At 60.3% G+C, this 20670-nt stretch carries 17 protein-coding genes; 7 read left to right on the top strand and 10 right to left on the bottom strand.

Features of this window, described 5'->3' with window-relative positions; translation table 11 throughout:
• Positions 1-2306, bottom strand: a 2306-nt coding sequence (locus tag GSQ93_RS23360) for an FdhF/YdeP family oxidoreductase (RefSeq protein WP_158938018.1), incomplete at its 3' end; no start/stop codon positions are given.
• Between the two features lie 150 nt (positions 2307-2456).
• Here GSQ93_RS23360 and GSQ93_RS23365 point away from each other — a divergent pair.
• The 3 genes from GSQ93_RS23365 to GSQ93_RS23375 all read left to right on the top strand — a co-directional run bounded on the left by GSQ93_RS23365 (position 2457) and on the right by GSQ93_RS23375 (position 6343).
• On the top strand, positions 2457-3887 hold the full coding sequence (locus tag GSQ93_RS23365) for a PLP-dependent aminotransferase family protein (protein ID WP_158938019.1): 1431 nt from the start codon (positions 2457-2459) through the stop codon (positions 3885-3887).
• Between the two features lie 15 nt (positions 3888-3902).
• Entirely contained in the window at positions 3903-4229 is a 327-nt protein-coding gene (locus tag GSQ93_RS23370; RefSeq protein ID WP_158938020.1) for an ArsR family transcriptional regulator, read from the top strand.
• A gap of 413 nt (positions 4230-4642) precedes the next feature.
• Positions 4643-6343 carry a methyl-accepting chemotaxis protein gene (locus tag GSQ93_RS23375; RefSeq protein ID WP_158938021.1) on the top strand — a complete coding sequence of 567 codons (1701 nt, stop codon included), beginning with the start codon at positions 4643-4645 and terminating at the stop codon, positions 6341-6343.
• Between the two features lie 137 nt (positions 6344-6480).
• Here GSQ93_RS23375 and GSQ93_RS23380 read toward each other — a convergent pair whose 3' ends face one another.
• Positions 6481-6990, bottom strand: a complete 510-nt coding sequence (locus GSQ93_RS23380; protein ID WP_158938022.1) for a DUF1993 family protein — start codon at positions 6988-6990, stop codon at positions 6481-6483.
• A gap of 547 nt (positions 6991-7537) precedes the next feature.
• Between GSQ93_RS23380 and GSQ93_RS23385 the strand changes: the two genes are divergently transcribed.
• Positions 7538-7942, top strand: coding sequence for a lysozyme inhibitor LprI family protein (locus tag GSQ93_RS23385; protein WP_158938023.1), 405 nt, complete (start codon positions 7538-7540; stop codon positions 7940-7942).
• Between the two features lie 49 nt (positions 7943-7991).
• Here GSQ93_RS23385 and GSQ93_RS23390 read toward each other — a convergent pair whose 3' ends face one another.
• On the bottom strand, positions 7992-8447 hold the full coding sequence (locus GSQ93_RS23390) for a cupin domain-containing protein (protein WP_158938024.1): 456 nt from the start codon (positions 8445-8447) through the stop codon (positions 7992-7994).
• A 113-nt stretch (positions 8448-8560) separates the two neighbouring features.
• On the opposite strand from GSQ93_RS23390, the gene GSQ93_RS23395 reads away from it, so the two are divergent.
• Positions 8561-9454: a LysR family transcriptional regulator gene (locus GSQ93_RS23395; RefSeq protein WP_158938025.1), complete on the top strand. Its 894-nt coding sequence runs from the start codon at positions 8561-8563 to the stop codon at positions 9452-9454.
• A 202-nt stretch (positions 9455-9656) separates the two neighbouring features.
• Here the strand turns inward: GSQ93_RS23395 and GSQ93_RS23400 are convergent, their stop codons facing one another.
• Positions 9657-10130, bottom strand: coding sequence for a hypothetical protein (locus GSQ93_RS23400; RefSeq protein ID WP_216857659.1), 474 nt, complete (start codon positions 10128-10130; stop codon positions 9657-9659).
• Between the two features lie 379 nt (positions 10131-10509).
• Between GSQ93_RS23400 and GSQ93_RS23405 the strand changes: the two genes are divergently transcribed.
• Together GSQ93_RS23405 and ydiK are read left to right on the top strand one after the other, a co-directional pair.
• The gene (locus tag GSQ93_RS23405; protein ID WP_158938027.1) at positions 10510-12045 is read left to right on the top strand and encodes a sensor domain-containing diguanylate cyclase; all 1536 of its coding nucleotides are present in this window, start codon (positions 10510-10512) and stop codon (positions 12043-12045) included.
• Positions 12046-12294: 249 nt separating this feature from the next.
• Entirely contained in the window at positions 12295-13416 is a 1122-nt protein-coding gene (gene ydiK, locus GSQ93_RS23410; protein WP_158938028.1) for an AI-2E family transporter YdiK, read from the top strand.
• Between the two features lie 1109 nt (positions 13417-14525).
• Here ydiK and GSQ93_RS23415 read toward each other — a convergent pair.
• The 6 genes from GSQ93_RS23415 to GSQ93_RS23440 all read right to left on the bottom strand — a co-directional run bounded on the left by GSQ93_RS23415 (position 14526) and on the right by GSQ93_RS23440 (position 20664).
• Positions 14526-14849: a chaperone modulator CbpM gene (locus GSQ93_RS23415; RefSeq protein ID WP_158938029.1), complete on the bottom strand. Its 324-nt coding sequence runs from the start codon at positions 14847-14849 to the stop codon at positions 14526-14528.
• An 11-nt stretch (positions 14850-14860) separates the two neighbouring features.
• Entirely contained in the window at positions 14861-15802 is a 942-nt protein-coding gene (locus GSQ93_RS23420) for a DnaJ C-terminal domain-containing protein (RefSeq protein WP_158938030.1), read from the bottom strand.
• 247 nt (positions 15803-16049) lie between these two features.
• The gene (locus GSQ93_RS23425; RefSeq protein ID WP_158938031.1) at positions 16050-17357 is read right to left on the bottom strand and encodes an NRAMP family divalent metal transporter; all 1308 of its coding nucleotides are present in this window, start codon (positions 17355-17357) and stop codon (positions 16050-16052) included.
• 15 nt (positions 17358-17372) lie between these two features.
• Positions 17373-18329, bottom strand: coding sequence for a F0F1 ATP synthase subunit gamma (locus GSQ93_RS23430; RefSeq protein WP_158938032.1), 957 nt, complete (start codon positions 18327-18329; stop codon positions 17373-17375).
• A complete protein-coding gene (locus tag GSQ93_RS23435) occupies positions 18326-19933 on the bottom strand; it encodes a F0F1 ATP synthase subunit alpha (protein ID WP_158938033.1) in 1608 nt (535 codons plus the stop codon). The genes GSQ93_RS23430 and GSQ93_RS23435 overlap by 4 nt, the downstream gene beginning before the upstream one ends.
• Positions 19930-20664: a F0F1 ATP synthase subunit B gene (locus GSQ93_RS23440; protein WP_158938034.1), complete on the bottom strand. Its 735-nt coding sequence runs from the start codon at positions 20662-20664 to the stop codon at positions 19930-19932. Before GSQ93_RS23440 ends, GSQ93_RS23435 begins: the two co-directional genes overlap by 4 nt.
• Positions 20665-20670 lie beyond the last annotated feature (6 nt).

Raw genomic sequence — 20670 nt, forward strand, 5'->3', positions numbered from 1 at the left:
AGCCGCTTCTCGGAAGAAGCACAAAGCAATACAGGAATGGACTTCGACGTAGGCGTCCCCGCGCCATCGGCAACACTCGACAGTGGCACAAGCGGATTCGTCTCCGGGTAATACGCACCAAGACAACCGCGCGGAATGTCATAGGGCACAAGCAGAAAGCTGTCCGCACGCCGCGTGATGCCGTCGTCCCAAACGCTCGTGATATCCACCCGTTGACCCGCTTCGAACCCCAGCATCTCAATGTCGAGTTGATTGGCGAACAATACCCGCCGCTGCCCGTACACACCACGATAGCGGTCATCGAGACCATAGATTGTCGTGTTGTACTGATCGTGTGAACGAGTGGTCATGAGCGTCATCAAGCGCTCGCCATGAAGCGTCCGTGCACGATGAATCGGCGTATCGAATTCAATGCCGTGCACAAGAAATTGCGCCTTGGCGCTCGGCGTATTCCACACTCGGTCGCGCGATGCCACGCCCAGATGAAACCCACCCGGATGCTTGAGCCGCTCGTTGTAATTTTCGAAGCCAGGAATCACTTTCTCGATGCCATCGCGAATCAGCGCATAGTCGTTCGCGTTCGCGAGCCAGTCAACCTTGGCGCTGCCGAGCGTGGCCAGCGCCATGCGCGCGACAATCGCAATCTCGGACAACAAATTCGGCGAAGCCGGGCGGTTCATGCCGTACGAAATGTGCACCATGCTCATGGAGTCTTCCACGCTCACGCCTTGCGCCACGCCGTTCTGCGTGTCGATTTCAGTGCGGCCGAGCGTGGGCAGGATCAGCGCGTCGCGGCCATGAATCAGGTGGCTGCGGTTCAGCTTGGTCGTGATATGCACGGTCAGGTCGCACGAACGCATCGCTTCCCATACGCGTGGCGTATCGGGGGTCGCAATCGAAAAATTGCCGCCCAACCCGATGAACACTTTGAGCTTGCCGGCAAGCATTGCTTCGATTGAACCCACGACGTCGTAGCCATGTTCGCGCGGCGGCTCGAAGTCGTACGCGGCACCGAGCCGGTCGAGAAACGCTTGCGTCGGCTGCTCTTCAATCCCAACCGTGCGGTCTCCCTGCACATTCGAATGCCCGCGCACCGGGCACAGTCCCGCACCCAGCCGGCCGATGTTCCCGCGCATCATCATCAGGTTCGACAGGAGCTGCACGGTAGGCACGGAGTTCTTGTGCTGCGTAAGGCCCATACCCCATGTCGAGATGACGGCGCGGCCGCGTGCGTAGATATCGGCGAGTTGCAGGACTTCATCTTTCGGCACGCCCAATTCCGCGACAATCGCATCCCAGCTTTCGGCGCGCAGGTCCTCGGCGAAGGCGTCGAAACCAACCGTATGCTCAGCGATGAACGCGATATCGAGCACGCGCGGCAAGCCTTGCGCGAGCGCCGAATCGTCCAGTTCGATCACGCGTTTCGCCACGCCTTTGATCAACGCAAAATCCCCGCCAATCTTCGGCCGGATGAACACCGAACTGATTTTCGTGCTGCCGCCGGTGAGCATCTCGACCGGATGCTGCGGACTCGCGAAGCGTTCGAGACCGCGTTCACGCAGCGGGTTGATCGAGACGATGGTGGCGCCGCGTTTCGCGCAATCGCGCAGTTCTCCCAGCATCCGCGGGTGGTTTGTCGCCGGATTCTGGCCGAAGAGCAGCAGGGTGTCAGCGTGTTCGAAATCCTCGAGCGTCACGGTGCCCTTGCCCACGCCGACGGTTCCCGGCAAACCCCGGCTCGTGGCTTCGTGGCACATGTTCGAGCAGTCGGGGAAGTTGTTGGTACCGTACATGCGCACGAACAACTGGTACAGGAACGCGGCTTCGTTGCTCGCACGCCCCGACGTATAAAACGCGGCGCGATCGGGGTTATCGAGGCGATTCAGGTGGTCCGCGATCAGCGCAAACGCGTCATCCCACGCAATGGGCACGTAGCGGTCCCGGGCGGCATCGTAGACCAGCGGATCGGTCAGGCGGCCATGCTGTTCAAGCTCGTAGTCCGACTGCGCCATCAACTGTTCAACGGTATGTTCTTCGAAAAACGCCGGCGTGACCCGCTTGCTGGTGGACTCGGCGGCCACGGCCTTTACACCGTTTTCGCAGAATTCGAACGTGGAAGCGTGCTCGCGATCCGGCCAGGCGCAACCGGGGCAATCGAAACCGTCGGGCTGGTTCTGCCCAAACAGCGTGCGGTAATTCCCGCCCGACACCTTTTCCTTGAGCAGATTGAGGGCGACATATTTCAACGCGCCCCAGCCCGCTGCGGGGTGCGTGTACGGTTCAATGCGTGGTTCGGGTTTTTTCACAATGCCTGCCGCGAATTCATGAGGGTTTTCACCAATGACTCAAGGCTACTGTGTTCCGAAAATGGCGCGGTATACAGAAAAATAGATAGACGAGGAGTACAGTTTGGGGCTTGCCGGGCTCGGCCAACCCCTTTTGCTCATTCACCTACCGTGACGCTCTACGAAAAACTGGCGGCCGAGATCGAAGAAGCTGTACGGCGCGGCGTGTTTGCCGTGGGCGAGCGAGTGCCCTCGGTGCGGCAGGCAAGCGCCCAGCACGGCGTCAGTATCAAGACTGTTCTGCATGCATACGCGCTGCTGGAGAGCCGGGGCATGCTGGAAACCCGGCCGCAGTCGGGCTACTTCGTGCGCGAACTGCCTGCGCCGCAAGCGGTCAGCCAGACCGCCTCGCAACCACCGCCGGTTGCATCGAAAGTCGATGTCAGCCGCCTCGTGCTGTCCACGCTTCGCTCCATCCGCTCGCAGGACGCCACGCCGCTCGGGTCACCGTATCCAGACCCATCGCTATTTCCGTGGCGTCGTATCAACCAGTTGGCAAACGCCATTGCACGACGGCATTCAAGCTGGAACCTGATGGACGACCTCCCGCCCGGCAACCCCGAACTGATCCGCCAGATCGCGCGGCGTTACGCGGAAAACGGCGTGCCTGTCGACCCTGACGAGATCGTCATCACTATGGGCGCCACCGAGGCCATCAACCTGAGCCTGCAGGCGGTGGCGAAGCCGGGCGACACCGTCGCGGTCGAATCGCCGACTTATTACGCGATGCTCCACGCGATCGAGCGCCTCGGCATGCGGGCGATCGAAGTGCCGACGCATCCGGCCGAAGGTATCGACATCGACGCACTCGCGATCATCATCCGTGAACACCGGATTGCCGCTTGCATGGTCATGCCGAACTTCCAGAATCCCTTGGGCTTTGTCATGTCGGACGCGAACAAGGAACGGCTTGTCGGCCTGCTCGCCGCGCACGAAATTCCGGTGATCGAAAACGATGTGTACCAGGAGTTGTACTACGGCGAAGCCCGTCCGTCGGCGCTTAAGAACTTCGATAAAAAGGGCTTGGTGCTGCATTGCGCATCGTTTTCGAAGAGCCTGACGGCGTCTTACCGGATTGGCTGGGCGATGCCCGGGCGCTACCGCCAAGAGGTGGAAAAACTCAAGTTCCTGAATACGCTGACCACGCCTTCGGTGCCGCAGGTCGCGGTGGCCGACTACCTTCGGCAGGGCGGTTATGACCGTCATCTGCGGCATGTGCGCAAGGTGTACCGGCAGCAGGCACGGCTCATGATCGCGATGGTCGCGCGGTTTTTTCCCGCCGGCACGCAAACGTCCACGCCCATGGGAGGTTATGTGCTGTGGGTCCAATTACCTGGCAATGTCGACTCCATGGCGCTCTATGAAACCGCGCTCGCGCTCGGGATCACGATCGGACCGGGCACGATGTTTTCATCGCGCGATGCCTTCCGTCATTTCATCCGGCTCAACTACAGTTATCCCTGGAGCGCGCAGACGGAAGCGGCATTGAAGACGCTCGGCGAATTAGTCGCCGGCATGGCGCGCGGGAAAATCAGAGACTAGAGACAGGGACAAAACATGAATGATGAGATTGACCCGGCACTGATCGCGATCCTTGCGCAGTTATGGCGGGCGGCGCAGGAGACACCGGAGCGGGCGTGGTCGCTCGCGAAGTTATCGAAGCAATCGGGCGTGCCGATGAGCAGCCTGATTCGTCACCTGACCGCGCTGTCCGACGCGGCGTTGCTCGCCCCGGCCAATCCGGGTGACTCGAATGACTCGAATGACTCGAATGCCAATGCTGAAAATAAGGCGAATACGCCCACGGCCGCGCTGAGCGAGGCGGGCCGCGAGCTATGCGCGCAATTATTCGCCCAAACACCTCCGGAGATCGACAAATCTTGAACGATCGTGCGTTTGCCTGAGTGCTATTGGCTGGTCATTGGCGATCGCTCGCAATTTCACGCGAGTTATTGCGATTCCGGCGGTGTAAATGGCAAGCCGTTGTAAGGAATATCGAATTATTTCGTGCGCCACTCGATTAAGGAAAAAACACTCAAGAATGCGCATTCGTGGGTAGGAACTATCAATTTTTTCCGAATGCTCGTATCGGTGATGTTATTTTTACCGAAATCTCAAGTATCGGAGAAACGCCTTGCACTGATCTCTCGAAAAATTACTGATTTAATTCAATAACTTAGAAAATTTCCCCTATTCCTCAGATGTTTTAAGACAAAACGGAAAATTGAAAGGTTGTTTCAGGAAGTCGCGAATGCTCCGTAATCGTGTTCATCGTTGATCACACTGGAGAGCATGAGATGAATTTGAGTAACTTCAAGATAGGCACCCGGCTTGGCGCGGGGTTCGCGGCGATTCTGCTGCTGTTATGTGCGGTTGGCGGGTTGACGCTGTGGCAGGCGTCCCATATCTACGCGGGCACGCTCGAACTGGGCAACAACCGGCTGCCAAGTGTCCAGGCTGCCGGCAAAATGCAGGCGTATGCCAACAATGCGCGCCGTACGACGTTGCGCGCGATCCTGGCGACCGATCCCAAGGAAAAGCAGGAACAGCGCGCGTCGCACGACGCTTCTGTCGTCAAGCTTCAGGAGGTTTTCACGAAATACGAGAAGCTCGTGTCTTCGCCTGAAGAGCAACAACTCTTCGACAACATCAAAAGCGCGTGGGCGCGCTATGCGGCTCTCGACGCGAAACTGCTCGACCTGTCCGACAAGGGTGAAACCGGATTCAATGACGCCCGTGCGCTGTCGAGTGGCGAAGCCGGCACCGCGTTCACCGACATGCTCAAGCTGATTGAAACGGATATCGAACTCAACCGTACTGGCGCGGAGGAGGAAGTCGCGCGCGCGGCATCGACTTATGACAACGCCATCGTGAGCACGGGCTTGCTGATCGCTGTTGCAGTGTTCGCCGGCATTGCAATCGGCTGGCTGATTACACGCTCCATTACCACGCCGATCGGACGCGCTGTCGTGATTGCCGAGACCGTCGCTCGGGGTGACCTGACCGCGGAGATCGAAGTATCGGGCAAGGACGAAGCCAGTCAGTTGCTGGCGGCCATGCGTCACATGAACGAGCGTCTGGTCGATGTAGTGGGCCGGGTCCGCAACAGCAGCGACAGCATTGCGACCGGCTCTGCGGAGATTGCAGCAGGCAATACGGATCTTAGCCAGCGCACGGAAGAGCAGGCGGCTTCGCTGGAAGAAACCGCGGCGAGCATGGAGCAACTGACCGCGACCGTGAAGCAGAACGCGGAGAACGCGCTGCAAGGCAATTCGCTGGCGGCGAACGCGTCGGAGACGGCCGTGCGCGGTGGCGAAGTCGTCAATCGCGTGGTCCAGACGATGAGCGAAATTTCCAGCAGCTCGGAACAGGTGGCCCAGATCATCACGGTGATCGAGGGCATTGCGTTCCAGACGAACATTCTTGCGCTGAACGCGGCAGTTGAAGCGGCGCGCGCCGGTGAGCAAGGCCGCGGGTTTGCGGTGGTGGCAGGCGAAGTGCGGACGCTGGCTCAACGCAGCGCGTCGGCGGCGAAGGAGATCAAGGACCTGATCAGCGCGTCCGTGCAGCGCGTGCAGGTCGGCACGCAGTTGGTTGACGAAGCCGGACGCACGATGGGTGAAGTGGTTCAGTCGGTCAAGCGCGTCACGGACCTGATGGGTGAGATCAGTGCGGCGTCGGGTGAACAGCATACGGGCATCGAGCAGGTCAATCAGGCAGTCATGCAGATGGATGAAGTGACGCAGCAGAACGCGGCGCTGGTTGAAGAAGCATCCGCCGCCGCGCAGTCGATGGCCGCTCAGTCGGGCACCTTGCGCGAGCTCGTGTCGGTCTTCCGGATCAGTGCTTCGGATCCGGTTGTACAGACCTTCACGCCGGCAAAAGCGGCCCCTGCGGTCAGCCGTCCGACGAGCAAGATGAAACCCGCGAAACGGGCGGCTGCTGCGCCCCGGATCGCGCCGGTGGTGGGCAAGGATCCGGAATGGCAGACCTTCTGATCGCTTGAGGTTTGAAGCTGGAAGTTAGAAAGCTGAAGGTTGAAAAGTGAAGCTTGAAGTCAAGCCGGCTGCAACGGACTGTGAAGTCCCTTGCAGCCGGCTTGATGCATTTGAGTGTGAGCAGCAGCCCAGTTTGATCAGTAAGCGCCCATGTAGTCGCGCTTGCCGATATCCACGCCGTTGTGGCGCAGGATTGCATACGCGGTCGTCACGTGGAAGAAGAACTGGGGCAGTCCGTAGTGTTGCAGATAGGCGCTGCCGGCCAGCTTCTTCTCTTTCGGCGTACCCGGGCGCAGCACGATTTCCTTGTTTTCGCTGCCTTCGAATTGCGTGGCGTCAAACGTGCCGATGTAAGCCAGAGCCTTGGCCACCAGTGCTTGCAGATCGGCGAACGTGACTTCGGTATCGGCCCACGACGGCACGTCCACACCGGCGAGACGCGAGGTCACGCCCTTGGTGAAGTCAGCGGCGATCTGTACCTGGCGCACCAGCGGGAACATGTCCGGGAACAGACGTGCTTGCAGCAGCGCGTTCGGGTCGATGTTCTTTTCGGTGGCGTGCGTTTCCGCTTTCTTGAGCACGTCGGAGAGGGCGGTCAGCATCTGCTTGAAAACCGGGACGGACGTGCTGTACATGGAGATGGTCATGATCACTCTTTCAGTCGATGTGGGGTGCCGGCGCGAATAACGCTGCGCCGGGTTGTTTATCTTGTTTGATCTCGGGACATGTCCGGGCAGTTGAGTGAACCCGCTATGAGCCGGCTTTGAACCCGCCTGCCACGCGTCCGCCCATGCTGCTTGTCCCAGGAGGGCGGGAATCGCGTCAGGGCAAACCCTGCAGCAGTCGAGGCGCTTCACCTGGCCCGGTATCGCTGCACCGCAGCGATACGACCGGCCGGACCTTTTCCTTTGATCCGGCATGCCCGGTACCGCGCAAGATTATAAGCGCGCCGCGGCAAATGCCTGGTGCGCGGGCTTTATCGTGTGTGGGTAGGCGTTGAACCCCGTATCGGGGTGGCCATTGAGAGAGGAGACACCCGCCTTGACAGTGTTCGCGCGGACGTTTGGTGTAATGTCTGCGTCGCGCGGTTCGCCCGCTTTTGGACGGAACCGGCTGACGACACTGTTTGCCGAACAAGGGTCAGCGGCCATGCCGCCGGTTCCGCTCGATTTTTACTTGGTCAGGAGGAAATGCATGACTATTCGATGGAACCTGCTGGGGATCATCTTGTCGCTGTCGGTAGCCAGCAGCGCCGCCGATGCTCAGAAGCTCGACTGCAAGAACGCTTCTGATCAGTTGACTCTCAACGAATGCGCCGACAAGGACTTCAAGGCATCCGATGCGAAGCTGAACGAGGTCTATCGAGCGCTGTCGGCGAAAACCAGCCAGCAGGGGAAGACGAGCCTGCAAAATGCGCAGCGCGCATGGCTGGTTTACCGTGACGCACAGTGCCGGTTCGAGACCCTGGGTACGATTCACGGCAGCATTCACCCCATGGTCTCTGCGTCGTGCATGGACAAACTTACGCAGGCACAGACCAAGCTGCTCGGCGCGCAATTGCACTGCGAAGAAGGGGATTTGTCATGCGGCGGCCAATAGTCCCATTTAGTCTTATAGCCTGGTAGTCCGATCACAAAAGGGCGCTCCTCTAGCCCGGCAGCAAGGTAATCCCGAAGCGCGGCGCAGCTTCCCGCATGCGTCCGATATCTTCCGGCCGCGGCGCAACGGGCGTGACGGGGCCGGCTTGGACGTCGGCGCAAGCGTCGACGAAGTCATCGAATCCGGCGGGCGTGCAGATGATCAAATACCTTGAAACCAGCTCCGTATTATTAGCGAGCCGATGCGCCACGTTGCGCGGCAGCAAAGCTGTCTCGCCTGCGCGCACGCTGACGAGCTGTCCATCGACTGTTACGTCGACAACACCCTCAAGAACGACGATGGTTTCCTCTTCGCGCTCATGCACGTGCAGCGGCGTGGCCCGGTTCGGCGGTCCGAAAAACTCCATCATGCAGAAAGCACCGCCCGTCTCCTTTCCCGACATCAGCAACCGCACCCGCGTACCGGCAAAATTGTATTCAGGCGGCTCGATATTCAATACAAACATTGCATTCCTCGACAAGATCATGTGGCTTGGGGTGTTCACTATAAGTCGCAAGCCTTTCGAGAAAAAGATGCGTCGATGCCGTAACATTCACGGCAACATACCGTGAATCGATCATGAAAAATCTCAAGCAATTTATGAGCTTCGCCGCCGTGGCGAGAAACAAAAGCTTCGCAGCGGCCGCCCGTGAACTCGGTCTCGCCCCTTCGTCGGTCGCCAAGAGCGTGGCGCGTCTGGAGAGCGATCTTGGCGTGAGGTTGTTTCATCGAACGACTCGCGCAGTCCGGCTCACGGCGGAAGGCGATGCCCTTTTCGCGAAGTGCGCACGGGTCCTGGAAGAGATCGACTCGCTGGAGTTATCGACAACACGCTCGGCCGAAGCGCCGTCAGGCACGTTGCGCGTGGGTGCGCCCATAGGCTACGGAACACGCAAGATTGTCCCCATATTGAACCGCCTGCTGGCAGCTCACCCCGCGCTCAACGTCGACATGCGTTTGACGGACGAGCGAGTCAACCTGGTGAGTGAGGGCCTGGACGCGGTGATACGCATTGGTTCACTCGATGACTCCGGTCTGGTTGCGCGCCGGTTCGACCAACAGCATCTCGTGCTGTGCGCCAGTCCCGACTATATAAAACGCCATGGCGCGTTGAACGCTGTTGAGGAAGTCGAGGGGCGATCGGTCATTATGTTTCGGATGCCTACATCTGGCCGGGAGCGCCCGCTGGAGTTCGTGGATGGAGGAGAAAAGATTCAATTGCGGCCGCGATCACGCTTTGCGCTAAGTCACGGAGACGCCATGGTGGAAGCGGTATTGCAGGGCGCCGGCATCGCGCAGGTGCCTGAACACATGGTGACGCATCACATCAGGCAGGGAACGCTGGTCGAGTTGTTGCGCGAATGCCGTCCCGCTCCTTTACCGGTCAGCGTGTTGACGCCCAGCGCGCGAATGATGCCGGCCAGAGTGCGTTCTTTCATCGATGCGCTGCTGGACGAAAAAATGCTGGATTGAGCGCACACCGCGCCTTTGCAGGAAGCGGGGTGCATTAACCGGTTAACCAATGATCGTCGATTAGCGCTCAACGTCGAAAAACGGCCAACATCGAAACGGCGGACAGCACGCATCCCTCGAAGCGTTTTTAAGCTTCGATTTCCCCGATTGCCAATCCAGTGCCAATCCAATGCCGTTCGATAAGCGAAGGATTTACGCAGTCTTACGCGGGTACGTCCGCGGTAACTTTTGAATAGTCGCAAAAGTCCCGGAAATCGTTCGCTAATATCTGCAATAGCGCGGTGCCTTTACGTCCGGTGGTGCGATAAAGTTCGCCATCGCGACGGCCTGCCTCCATGCCTTTGCTGAAAGCTTCCGAGTTCACGATCGCGCTGTCGATCGATTGAGTGAACGATGCCGGACTGTCAGGAAAAATCAAGGTAACGACAAGCCCCGTGGCCGCGAGCGGAACATCGGAGTCGTCAATTTGCCACGCCGCGCAGATTGGCAGGCAAAATCCCTGAAGATAGCCAATCAGCTTCGCTTCCAGGTCAGCGGGCAGGGCACGGTAAGTGAGTTCTGAACGTGCAATGGTGGGCAGGGTGAGAGCCGCGACAATGGCGGCAACCTTGCGCGCCGTTGTCAGTTCCCTGGTTTCTTGCGTCACTTCATGGACTTGATATAGCGGTTGAAACATCGACGCCTCCTTATGAGCCTGGTTTTCCACGAAAACACCGGGTACGGGTTTGATGGAATATGATTCGTAACGCGGGAAACAGCGGTGGGGTGGCACATTCTCCGTTGGAAACCCGCCCGCCAATAATGGCGCGTGCATTACGGCATGGCAAATGACCCGCCGAGCCGGTAGTTAGTGGTATTACTGATAGTGATGTGCACAGTGAAGCGTGTAATGAACCGGTAGTGATGCCATTTCGAATGGAGGTTGGGCGACGGGATGTCGGTCGGACATTAGTTGAACGTGATGAACGTGAGATCCACGGATGCATCGAGGCTGATCCGTCGGAACCAGGGACCAGAACCGTGTCCTCTACCAAGTCGGGAAGACCGCAACCACAATGACAAAAGCAGAGCAATCCAGCTGCGTAGGTGTCGTGAACCGCATCAAGCGCGGGCTGTCGACGTCCGTTGCTGTCGCTTCGTGTGGCGTTTTTATTGCAGTTGTCATGGTGGGCCTGTGCGGTGTGGTCCTTTATCAGAGTCGCCAGGATGCGCTGGACCATACTCGCGACACTTTGCGCGATATCGCCGTCATTGCACAGCGCGATATCGAACGCAATCTCGAACTTTACGAGCTGTCGCTGCAAGCCGTGGTCGACGGGCTTCAAGAAGCGGACGTGATGGCATTACCGCCCCATTTGCGGCGGGAAGTGCTCTTCGACCGTGCAGCCAGCGCGAAATATCTCGGCTCCATGCTGGTGATGGATGCGCTTGGCAACGTTGTCATGGATTCCGGCGGCGACACGCCAAGAACCGGTAATTTCAGCGACAGGCCGTATTTCACGGTTCAACGCGACAATCCCCAGGCAGGTCTCTACATAAGCGATCCTTACTTGTCTCGCCTGCGCAACGGCACGCCGAGCATTGGCCTGAGCAGACGGCTTTCCAACCCGGACGGATCGTTTGCGGGGATCGTGCTTCTGGCCGTGAATATTGCGTATTTCCACGACCTGTTCACCGGTTTGGCGCTGGGCCCGCATGGCTCGCTGTCGCTGATCGGGAGAGACGGTTCCATGCTCATGCGGCAGCCGTACGATCCCAAGGTGATCGGACGAAACATCAAGAACGCCGCTACGTTCAAGCAGTTTCTAATGGCGCCGGAGGGCAGCTTCAGCGAGAAGTCGTCAATCGATGGCAATCGCCGGCTGTATTGGTTTGCCAACTTCCCGCGCGCGCCGCTCATCATCATGGCGGCGGCGTCCGAAGAGGATATCTACGCTTCATGGCGGCGCCGGGCCCTCACGATCGGGTCGCTGATGGCCGTGTTCGGCGTGGCGTTCATCGCACTCTCCGTTCTGCTCGGAATGCAGTTGCGGCGGCGCATGCGGGCTGAGTCCGCGCTGGAATTGCTCGCCAGAACAGACGGCTTGACCGGGTTGAACAACCGCCGCAGTCTGGGTGAAATACTGGAACTCGAGTGGCGTCGCGCGAAACGATCGCAGAGTGTGCTGTCGCTGTTGTTTGTTGATATCGATCGATTCAAGGCTTACAACGACACCTACGGCCATCAGGCCGGCGACGATACCCTGGCGGCGGTCGCGCGCTGTATTGCCGACAACATCCGGCGTCCGGCTGACAGTGCGGCACGCTATGGGGGAGAGGAGTTTATTGTTGTGCTTCCCGATACATCGGCGCTCGGCGCCTCGCTGATCGCGGAGAAGATTCGGTCGGCCATTTGTGCATGCCATATCGAGCACGCGGGCAGCGAGTTTGGATGCGTGACGGCCAGTATTGGCGCGGTGAGCCGTGAACCGCAGATGGACGACGATCTGACGACCGTGATCAAAGCCGCCGATGAAGCCTTGTACTACGCCAAGGCGACCGGCCGGAACAAGGTGTCGACCGCTGAGTCCGTGTCTGAGTCCGAGGTGTGATGCGTGCGGTGTGTGCGTGCGATCCTGGCGGGCAGGTCAGTGCGCAGGAAATCAATCCAGGTTCGCGTCTATGCATCGATGAGCGACCCTTCCTAGGGATTACTGGAACATAACCGCGTCATCCCTTAAGGCGTATGGACATCCGGGGCGAACCCTGTCAAAGTCGCTCCTCCGCGCACCTGTGGCACCCTCTCGCGGTTCGGAACGCGCGCTCAGGCACAGCCAGGATATTCTTGTCAGGAGCACGAAATGACCCCGCGTCAACCAGTCGATATTGCCCGCATTCTGTTCGTTATTGTCATCCTGTCCGCGTTGACAATCGGCAGCCTCTATATCCTGCGGCCGTTTATTCCGGGGCTTATCTGGGCAACGACCATTGTGGTTGCCACTTGGCCCGTGATGCTCGCGGTGCAGCGTCGCGTCGGTAATCGCCGATGGATAGCAACCGTGGTGATGCTGATCATCCTGCTGCTCGTGATTGCCCTGCCGCTCTACGAGGCCATCTCAACGCTGGCCTTGCACGCGGCCGACATCATGGGAACCATCAAGCTCTTGCCCAGCTACGCACTGGCCCCACCGCCTAGCTGGGTCGGTGAGATTCCACTGGCCGGGCAGCGCATCGCCCATGAGTGGCAGACCCTGTCCGACGCCGGGCCGGGCGGCATTTTGGCAAAGGTGGAACCGTATCTGACGATTGTTGCGCGCTGGATGCTTGGGCATGCGGCGGCTGTGGGCGTGTTCGTGATTCACATGTTCGTCACGATCATCATCGCGGGCATTCTGTATAGCCAGGGTGAAGCAGCGGGCCGCTTCGTTACGCGCTTCGCAACCCGGCTTGCCGCCCAGCGTGGCGCGGCGGCGGTCAAGCTGGCGGGACTGGCGATTCGCGCGGTTGCGCTCGGGATTGTCGTGACGGCGGTGGCGCAGTCCGCGCTGGGCGGGATCGGTTTGTGGGTGGCCGGCGTTCCTGCTGCCGGGATACTGACGGCGGTCATGCTGATGTTGTGCCTGGCACAGATCGGCCCGTTGCTGCCTTTGCTCGGCGGAGTCGCGTGGCTTTTTATGCATGACGCAACCGTCGCCGCGATTCTGCTGCTGATCTGGTCGGTGGCGGTCGCCATGCTCGACAGTTTGCTGCGGCCGGTTCTGATCAGGCGTGGCGTGAACCTTTCGATGCTGTTGATCCTGGCCGGTGTGTTGGGCGGTATGTTCGCGTTCGGAATAGTCGGGCTGTTCGTTGGTCCGGTGATTTTGGCGGTGGCGTCGACGCTCCTCGAGGCTTGGATGAGCGAACCTGTGCCAGTGGTTGTTGTCGATGTTGCGGAGGCTAATGGTGTGGCGGCCGAAAGCAATTCGAAAGAATTATCCTGACGCAGCAGGGGCGGGTGCGGGGGGCTGGGAGGTGCTTGAAATCTCAGGGTTAATGGTCGGGGTTGATGTCAGGTTCCGGGGTTAGCGGTTGGGGTCAATGCCGGGGTGGTACTTTCGGTGTTAGCGGTCGGGGTCTATGCTGAGTTGCTGCTTTCAGTGTTAGCGGTCTGCGAGAGTCGGATTTTCTCTTTATCACTGTTAGCCACTGTGCGTGGCGGCACGTCATTTCTTTGTCCAAAGCGACAAAGAAACGAAGCAAAGAAAGCGCTTTCAACCACGCTACCCTAAGTGTCCACAGCGTGCAGTTTTGATTCATAGGTGCCCCAAAAGCACGGTGCTCGCCAGAGCCCAGGATGTGTGAAACCCTCCTTCTCGCGAATCCCGACATAGACACGCTTCGCCACCAGTGCTCTCGGGCAAGCACCCTTGCCAAACAACCCGCACGGCCCCACGCGCTTTCGAGGCCCCGTTTCTTGATAGCTTGGTTGAGCGCAGCGAGCCGCAAGGCGACGCTCGCCAATCACAGCCCAATGTGTATTTACTGCTTCAATGGCTGGTAAGTCGCCTGGTAAGTCGCCTGATGAGTCGGCTGGTGAGTCGGCTGGTGAGTTACATACATGGACATTGTCGTCCGGTACGGCCTCACGCATCCGGCGGCCTTGTTCGAGTGAAGTTGGCCACTTGGTTCGGCGTGCGTACAATTCGGTGGAAGGTTGTTCGCGGATAGAGCGGGATGTCCCTTGGGCAGGTTCAATCACTGGTGGCGAAGCGTGTCAGAACCCGGGTTCGGAGAAAGAGGGTTTCACACGTTCGTGGCTCTGGCGAGCACCGTGCTTTTGGGGCACCTATGAATGAAAACTGCACGCTGTGGACACTTAGGGTAGTGCGGTTAAAGCGTTTTCTTTGCTTCGTTTCTTTGTCGCTTTGGACAAAGAAATGACGTGCCGCCACGCACAGTGGCTAACAGTGATAAAGAGAAAATCCGACTCAAGCAGACCACTAAGGCCGAAAGCACCAACCCGGATTGACCCAGCCCGCCAACGCTAGACCCTAGCACCCCGGCACAAACTCCAACCCCAACCCCGAGTGCGAACGACCTCCCTCCACGATCATCGCGAGTGCCCTAGCCGCGCCTTTGTCGCGTGAATTTCCGCTTGCAGCTCATCTATGCGCTGCAACAACGACAGCGCCAGCGCAAGACCTCGCCGGTCGAGTTCGAAATCGTCGCGCAGCCGTCGTGCCGTCTTCACGGTGACCACATAACTGAGCTGGAACATGCGCGTGGGCGTACCAGTGTCCACCGGCTTGATGACATCGGTATCAATGAGGTCTTCAATTTCCTCAATCGATAACCCCGAGACTTCCGCCAGATATTCAACCTGGCAAACGTCCACGTCGTTAAGCCAGACCGACTCGCTGAATGGTGTGCTCATGGCCGTGCTCCTTACGCGAAATGTTGGCGCGGGTTGAAGTTCGATGCCGCCGCCAGTTGCTCCAGCAGCTCGTGTTCACGAGCGCTTACCGTCTTCGGCACGTCTATCCTGACCACGGCATACAACGCCCCGACGTTGCCATCGGCCGATGCCAGTCCGCGTTTGGCCAGCCGCAATTTCTGCCCGGCAGTCGTGCCCGGTTTCACGTTGAGCTCAACCGTGCCTGCAAGAGTCGGTACATGCACGCTCGCCCCCAACACGGCTTCCCAAGGTGCGAGCGGCAGATCGATATAGAGGTCGCGACCATCGGGCCGATAGAGCGGATGTGGCTGCAACACAAGCGACACATACAGGTCGCCAGGCCGTCCGCCATTAAAGCCCGGGCCGCCCTTGCCGGCCAGCCGCAGGCGCTGGCCGTTCGCCGCCGATTTAGGAATGGTGATTCGAAAGGTCCGCGGCACGCGACGCGCGAGGCCATTGGCGTCATACTCGGGAAGCTCCGTGCTCAGTTCGATCTCATCTCCACGATGGATCTGCTCAAGCGTTACCGGCGCTGCGATCTCATAGTCCTGCCCGGGGACAGGAAAGCTTTGTCGGCGATGACCCGCCCCGCCGACACCGCCGCCGCTACGGCCAAAGGCTGAGAAAAGATCGGCGAGGTCGACGTCGTCGAGGCCAGCGTCGCCCGTATGGAAATGTTGCTGCCAGTCCGGCGGCGGCGTAAACGATTCGCCGGCCGGATGCTTGCCGAGGTTGTCGTAGGCTTCGCGCTTTTCCGGGTCTTTCAGCGTGGCATAGGCTTCCGCGACGTCCTTGAACTTCGCCTCGCTGTCCGCTTCGGCGGAGACATCGGGATGATATTTGTGCGCGAGCTTGCGGTACGCCTTCTTGATGTCCGCCAGTGTCGCGGTGCGCTCGACTCCCAAGGCTTCGTAATAGTCCTTGAATTTCATTTGAGCCCTAAAATAAAAGTGGAACGAGTTTTCGTCTGAGCTGAGGGGGCGCGAAGGTGGGTATCGTGTTTGCCTGGTTTCGTCGGGCTGGATACATCAAGCAGTCATATCGCCTGGTAAGTTTAGGCCAAGGTAGTTCGGACAGGGAAGTGGCTAGCAAAAGGGCCAAACACAGGCCACAAGCACAGGCCGACAATGCGCGACTCTTAGCAATTCGCGCACCCGCTCAGGCACAACCAGCGCCTCGTCAGATCGAGGTGACCACCATGCCCACCGATATCACCAGCATCACCGCCGTCGCCATCCAGCCGAGCGCCCGCAACCAGCCCTTGGCCGCAAACTTTCCCATGATGTCCGGGCGGGACACTATTTTCATCATCACGAACATCACCGGCACGGCGACTACGCCGTTGAGCACCGCGCTCCAGTAGAGCGCCTTGATTGGGTTGATCGATGTGAAATTAATGACCATGCCGATCAGCGTAGCCACTGCGATGGTCGCGTAAAAGGCCTTCGCTTCCTGCATTTTGCGCGTGAAGCCCACCGGCCAGTCGCGCGCTTCACCAATCGCATACGCCGCTGATCCGGCAAGGACAGGCACGGCTAGCAGACCGGTGCCGATCAGCCCGACGGTGAAGAACAGCGCGGCGAACGGGCCGGCGATAGGCCTCAAAGCCTGGGCCGCCTGTGCCGACGTTTCAATATCGACTATACCGCCAGCATGGAGTGTCGCCGCCGTGGTCGCCAGGATGGCCAGCGCGACCAGGTTGGACAATCCCATGCCCGCAAGCGTGTCGATCTCGATACGGCGCAGCGCCTTGGGACCTTGTTCGGGTGAGTCGAAAAGATCGAGCCGCCGCGGATGCACGCGCATGTCTTCGACTTCCTCATCGGATTGCCAGAAGAACAGGTAGGGGCTGATCGTAGTGCCAAACACCGCTACGACCGCAGTGAGATACGCCGATGTCCAGACCGGACGCGGCAAGAGCAAGTTGATGGCGAGTTGACTCCAATTGACATGCGCCACCGCGAGCACGGCGAAATACGCAAACAGCGACAGCGTGAACCACTTCAGCACAGCCACGTAGCGCGTGTATTGCAGCAAGAGCTGCATCGAGACGCAGATCACCGAGAACAGCAGCACGTAGAGCCACTTGGGACCGGGCAACAAGAGCGCAAGGGCATCGGCCATGGCGCCCAGGTCCGCCCCCAGATTGACTATATTTGCTATCAGCAGGAGCGCCACGATCCACTGCAGCAGCCACGTTGAATAGTGCAGACGGAGCACGCCTGCAATGCCGTGTCCCGTCGTGCGTCCGATGCGTGCACTGATCATCTGGATGGCGACCATCAGCGGGTAGCTGAACAACAATGTCCATGAGAGACCATAGCCGAAGGCCGCGCCCACCTGACTGTAGGTGGCGATGCCGCTGGGGTCGTCGTCGGAGGCGCCGGTGATCAGGCCCGGCCCCAGCACGCCGAGCAAATGCGGTTTGGTCGGGCCGATCACCGGATCGCGGTCCTCTGCATCGTATTCCTGGGAAGGCTCGTCCATGATGGCTGGGTCGTGTCAGAAGGAGGGGACGGAGCCGTGCCCGCGGTGCCGGGCCGGTTCCGGGTGTGGTTTGTTTGAAGGTGTGCCGGCGGCGATGCTTCCTGCGGAAAGCTCCACGATCTCCGACGTGATCTCCTCTTGCCGCAGCCGGCGAAACTCGCCGGTCAATGCGTCGAGCTTGTCATGCACGTTCGTGCGTGCAGCAATCATCGCTCCCATGCGCGCTTCGTTTTCTGCGGCGAACGACAGCATGATGGCCTCGCAAAGCTGCGCGAAAATGTATTCCTCCGCAAGCTGCGATAACAGGCGCTGCGGTGGGAGACTAATGAGCGGCGGATTGCGGCGCGCGGTTGCCGATGACGTTACCGAGAAGCGCCCGTAGTCGAATGGCAACAGGGTCTGCTCCACGGTCTGGACGGTGGCCGTCGGGTTCGGCGTTGCGTAAATCACGCTCACGCGAGTCGGCCGGCTGGCCACCAGGCGCTGGAACAAGACGCCTGTGAGGCGATCGGCGAGTGCAGGCACTTCGTCGGCGTGAGTGATCATGGGCGCCGACCAACCGACATTCAACCCGCGTTCCGTCGCCGCCACGATCCCACGGTCGCCGAGCAGCAAGTATTCCGCCGATGAAGACTGAGCGTACACGGCAGCCGACGCCAGCGCTGCATCGATTACATGCTCGTTGAACGTGCCGACAAACCCCTGTTCCGCGCACAGGACGATCACCACGGACGCATCGTGCTTTGCATCCCGATCCGGGGCCGCGGTTTCGTGCGAGGTGTGATCGTCGATCAGCAGCAACGCGTCGCCAATCGCCGCGCCGACTATTCGCGCGCAGGCTCGAATGCCGTCCAGACGGCTGCGCGCTTCACGCGAGCGTGCCGCAGCGATACCACGCATTGCACCGACCACGGATTCCAGCCCGTGTACGCCGTTCATGCGCGCCTGCACTTCGCTGAGTTTGTTGCTCATGTCGAAGCGGCCTCGGGTTGGGTGTCCTGCTTGGCCTCAGCCGCAGGCGCCGCGCTTACTTGTACTGCGAGGTCGCGTACGGCGGCTACCAATCCGGTCAGTGTGGCTTCATCGAGCGTGCCTGTGGCAACTAATGCAGCGCTCGCCGCAGCGCCGCCTTGCGCATCCAGATGTCCTGCAAGACGGGTGCGAACCGTCGCAATACAACCGACCGGCTCCGCGTCAAAAACGCCGTCGGCGAGTGCGGCCAGCAGCGCGATTTCATCGACGGGGCGTAGCGGCGCAAAGCGCGGCTGCGTGATCAATGCGCGAATGCGCTCGCCGCGGACCACTTGTGCCTTCACTCGTGGCTCCATCGCGCCGCCAAAGCGTGTGAACATTTCAAGCTCAAGGAACTGCGAATAATCGAGCCGCAAACGCCCTGATACCTTGCGCAACGCAGGCAATTGCGCCTTGCCGCCCACCCGGCTCACGCTCAGGCCGACGTCCACGGCCGGGCGCTGGTTAGCGGCGAAAAGCGCGGCGTCGAGCATGATCTGCCCATCGGTGATCGAGATCAGGTTGGTGGGAATGTAAGCGGATAAATTGCCGGCATCGGTCTCCGCGACCGGCAACGCGGTGAGCGATCCGCCACCCAGTTCCTTGGATAGTTTCGCCGCGCGCTCCAGCAAGCGCGCATGCAGGTAGAAGATATCGCCGGGATACGCTTCGCGGCCGGGCGGTTCGCGCGTGAGCAGGGAGAGTTCGCGGTGTGTCGCGGCATGCTTGCTCAGGTCGTCGATCACGATGAGCGCGTGTTGCCCGCGGTCACGAAAATATTCGGCGATGGACATACCGCTGAACGGCGCGATCCATTGCAGGCCCGGCGACGCTGCCGCCGACGCGACCACGAACACGCATCGCTCGGGCGCGCCGTGGCGGCGCACGGCGTCGATGACACGCTGCACGGCCGTAGCACGCTGACCGATCGCCACATACACGCAGATCATGTCGGTGTGCTTCTGGTTCACGATCGTGTCGATGGCAATCGAGGTCTTGCCGGTCGCCCGGTCCCCGATGATCAGCTCGCGCTGGCCGCGGCCGATCGCAAACAACGCGTCGATCAGCAAGATGCCGGTGGCGACCGGTTGCGCGACCAGATCCCGGTCGATGATGGAAGGCGCCGGCCGCTCGATGGGCAAGTGCTTCTCGGCGGGCACGGGGTCGTCGTTGTCGAGTGGCCTGCCGAGCGGATCGACCACTCGCCCGAGCAGTCCGGGGCCGACCGGCACTTCTACCACTTGGCCCGTGCCGGTGACGCGGGAGCCGGCGGAAATCGCATCGCCGTCGTCGAGCAGGACCGCGCCGATAGCACCGGCGTCCAGCGTCAGTGCAAAGCCTAAGCGGCCACCCTCGAACCGCAGCAGTTCGTTCAAGCGCACGTCGGGCAGGCCCGAGACGGAGGCAATGCCGTCGGACACGTGTTCAACGCGTCCGACGGTTTCCGCTTGCGGGGCAAACTGAGCGCGGGCGAGGGCGGCGCGGTTGCTGACGAGCCAGTCGTCGTCTGCTACGTTGTCTCCTGCTTCATCTCCTGCAGCGAGGTCGGTTTGGACGGGCGTCATGAGCTGAGGAGCTCCGCTTTCAGGCCGGCGAGATCGTGACGAAAACTGTTGCGCACGAGTGCGTGCGGCGCTTCCAGTTCAAGTCCCGCGATCACGGCGGGATCGACCGTGACCTGGACCTGCAACGGATGACCGAGTGCCTGCGTGAACCCGGTTTGACATGCGGTTAGTTCACCGTCGGTGAGGACGCGTGGGACGATCAGGTGGACCGGTTCATCGATGCCGGTCAATTGTGCCCGGGTAGTCTCGGGCAGCGCGGCGAGCTCACGCGCGAGTCCACTGATGAAGCCCGCTATCCGTGCCTCGGCAGGCAAGCGATCAAGCAGCCGCGCGGTGATATCGAGGGCGAATTGCGACGCGCGATTGGAGTCGGCCGTGGCGGCCTCGCGGCGGCTGGCGTCGATCGCGGTTTGCGCGGCCGTGCGCATCTGTTCCGTGTCGGTGCGTGCCGCGTTTTCGAGCGACGTCTTGAGCTCTGCTGCTTCGGCCGTCGCCGCTTCGAGCAGATGCGCGCGTTGTGCGGCAAGCTCAGCGCTGTCAGCGGCTGCCTTCTGCTGTTCACTCAGTGCCGCGGCTTTGGCTGCGGTGGCGTCGGCCATCAGCGCCGCGGCTGCATGCTGACGCTCCGCTACGATTTTCGCCACCGGGCGAAACAGAAAGCGCGCCAGCAACCACACGAGCACCAGCGCGTTGACGGTCTGCAGCAGGAGAGTCCACCAGTCGATATGCATGATCAG

Source organism: Burkholderia sp. S171 (assembly GCF_009766085.1).
Lineage (GTDB): Bacteria > Pseudomonadota > Gammaproteobacteria > Burkholderiales > Burkholderiaceae > Caballeronia.

Bases quoted from the DNA above. Each gene is read 5' to 3' on its own strand.
- GSQ93_RS23375 (WP_158938021.1), top strand. From the start codon at position 4,643: ATGAATTTGAGTAACTTCAAGATAGGCACCCGGCTTGGCGCGGGGTTC.
- GSQ93_RS23390 (WP_158938024.1), bottom strand. From the start codon at position 8,447: ATGTTTGTATTGAATATCGAGCCGCCTGAATACAATTTTGCCGGTACG.
- GSQ93_RS23385 (WP_158938023.1), top strand. From the start codon at position 7,538: ATGACTATTCGATGGAACCTGCTGGGGATCATCTTGTCGCTGTCGGTA.
- GSQ93_RS23415 (WP_158938029.1), bottom strand. From the start codon at position 14,849: ATGAGCACACCATTCAGCGAGTCGGTCTGGCTTAACGACGTGGACGTT.
- GSQ93_RS23395 (WP_158938025.1), top strand. From the start codon at position 8,561: ATGAAAAATCTCAAGCAATTTATGAGCTTCGCCGCCGTGGCGAGAAAC.
- GSQ93_RS23435 (WP_158938033.1), bottom strand. From the start codon at position 19,933: ATGACGCCCGTCCAAACCGACCTCGCTGCAGGAGATGAAGCAGGAGAC.
- GSQ93_RS23380 (WP_158938022.1), bottom strand. From the start codon at position 6,990: ATGACCATCTCCATGTACAGCACGTCCGTCCCGGTTTTCAAGCAGATG.
- GSQ93_RS23400 (WP_216857659.1), bottom strand. From the start codon at position 10,130: ATGTTTCAACCGCTATATCAAGTCCATGAAGTGACGCAAGAAACCAGG.
- GSQ93_RS23405 (WP_158938027.1), top strand. From the start codon at position 10,510: ATGACAAAAGCAGAGCAATCCAGCTGCGTAGGTGTCGTGAACCGCATC.
- GSQ93_RS23420 (WP_158938030.1), bottom strand. From the start codon at position 15,802: ATGAAATTCAAGGACTATTACGAAGCCTTGGGAGTCGAGCGCACCGCG.
- ydiK (WP_158938028.1), top strand. From the start codon at position 12,295: ATGACCCCGCGTCAACCAGTCGATATTGCCCGCATTCTGTTCGTTATT.
- GSQ93_RS23425 (WP_158938031.1), bottom strand. From the start codon at position 17,357: ATGGACGAGCCTTCCCAGGAATACGATGCAGAGGACCGCGATCCGGTG.
- GSQ93_RS23440 (WP_158938034.1), bottom strand. From the start codon at position 20,664: ATGCATATCGACTGGTGGACTCTCCTGCTGCAGACCGTCAACGCGCTG.
- GSQ93_RS23430 (WP_158938032.1), bottom strand. From the start codon at position 18,329: ATGAGCAACAAACTCAGCGAAGTGCAGGCGCGCATGAACGGCGTACAC.
- GSQ93_RS23370 (WP_158938020.1), top strand. From the start codon at position 3,903: ATGAATGATGAGATTGACCCGGCACTGATCGCGATCCTTGCGCAGTTA.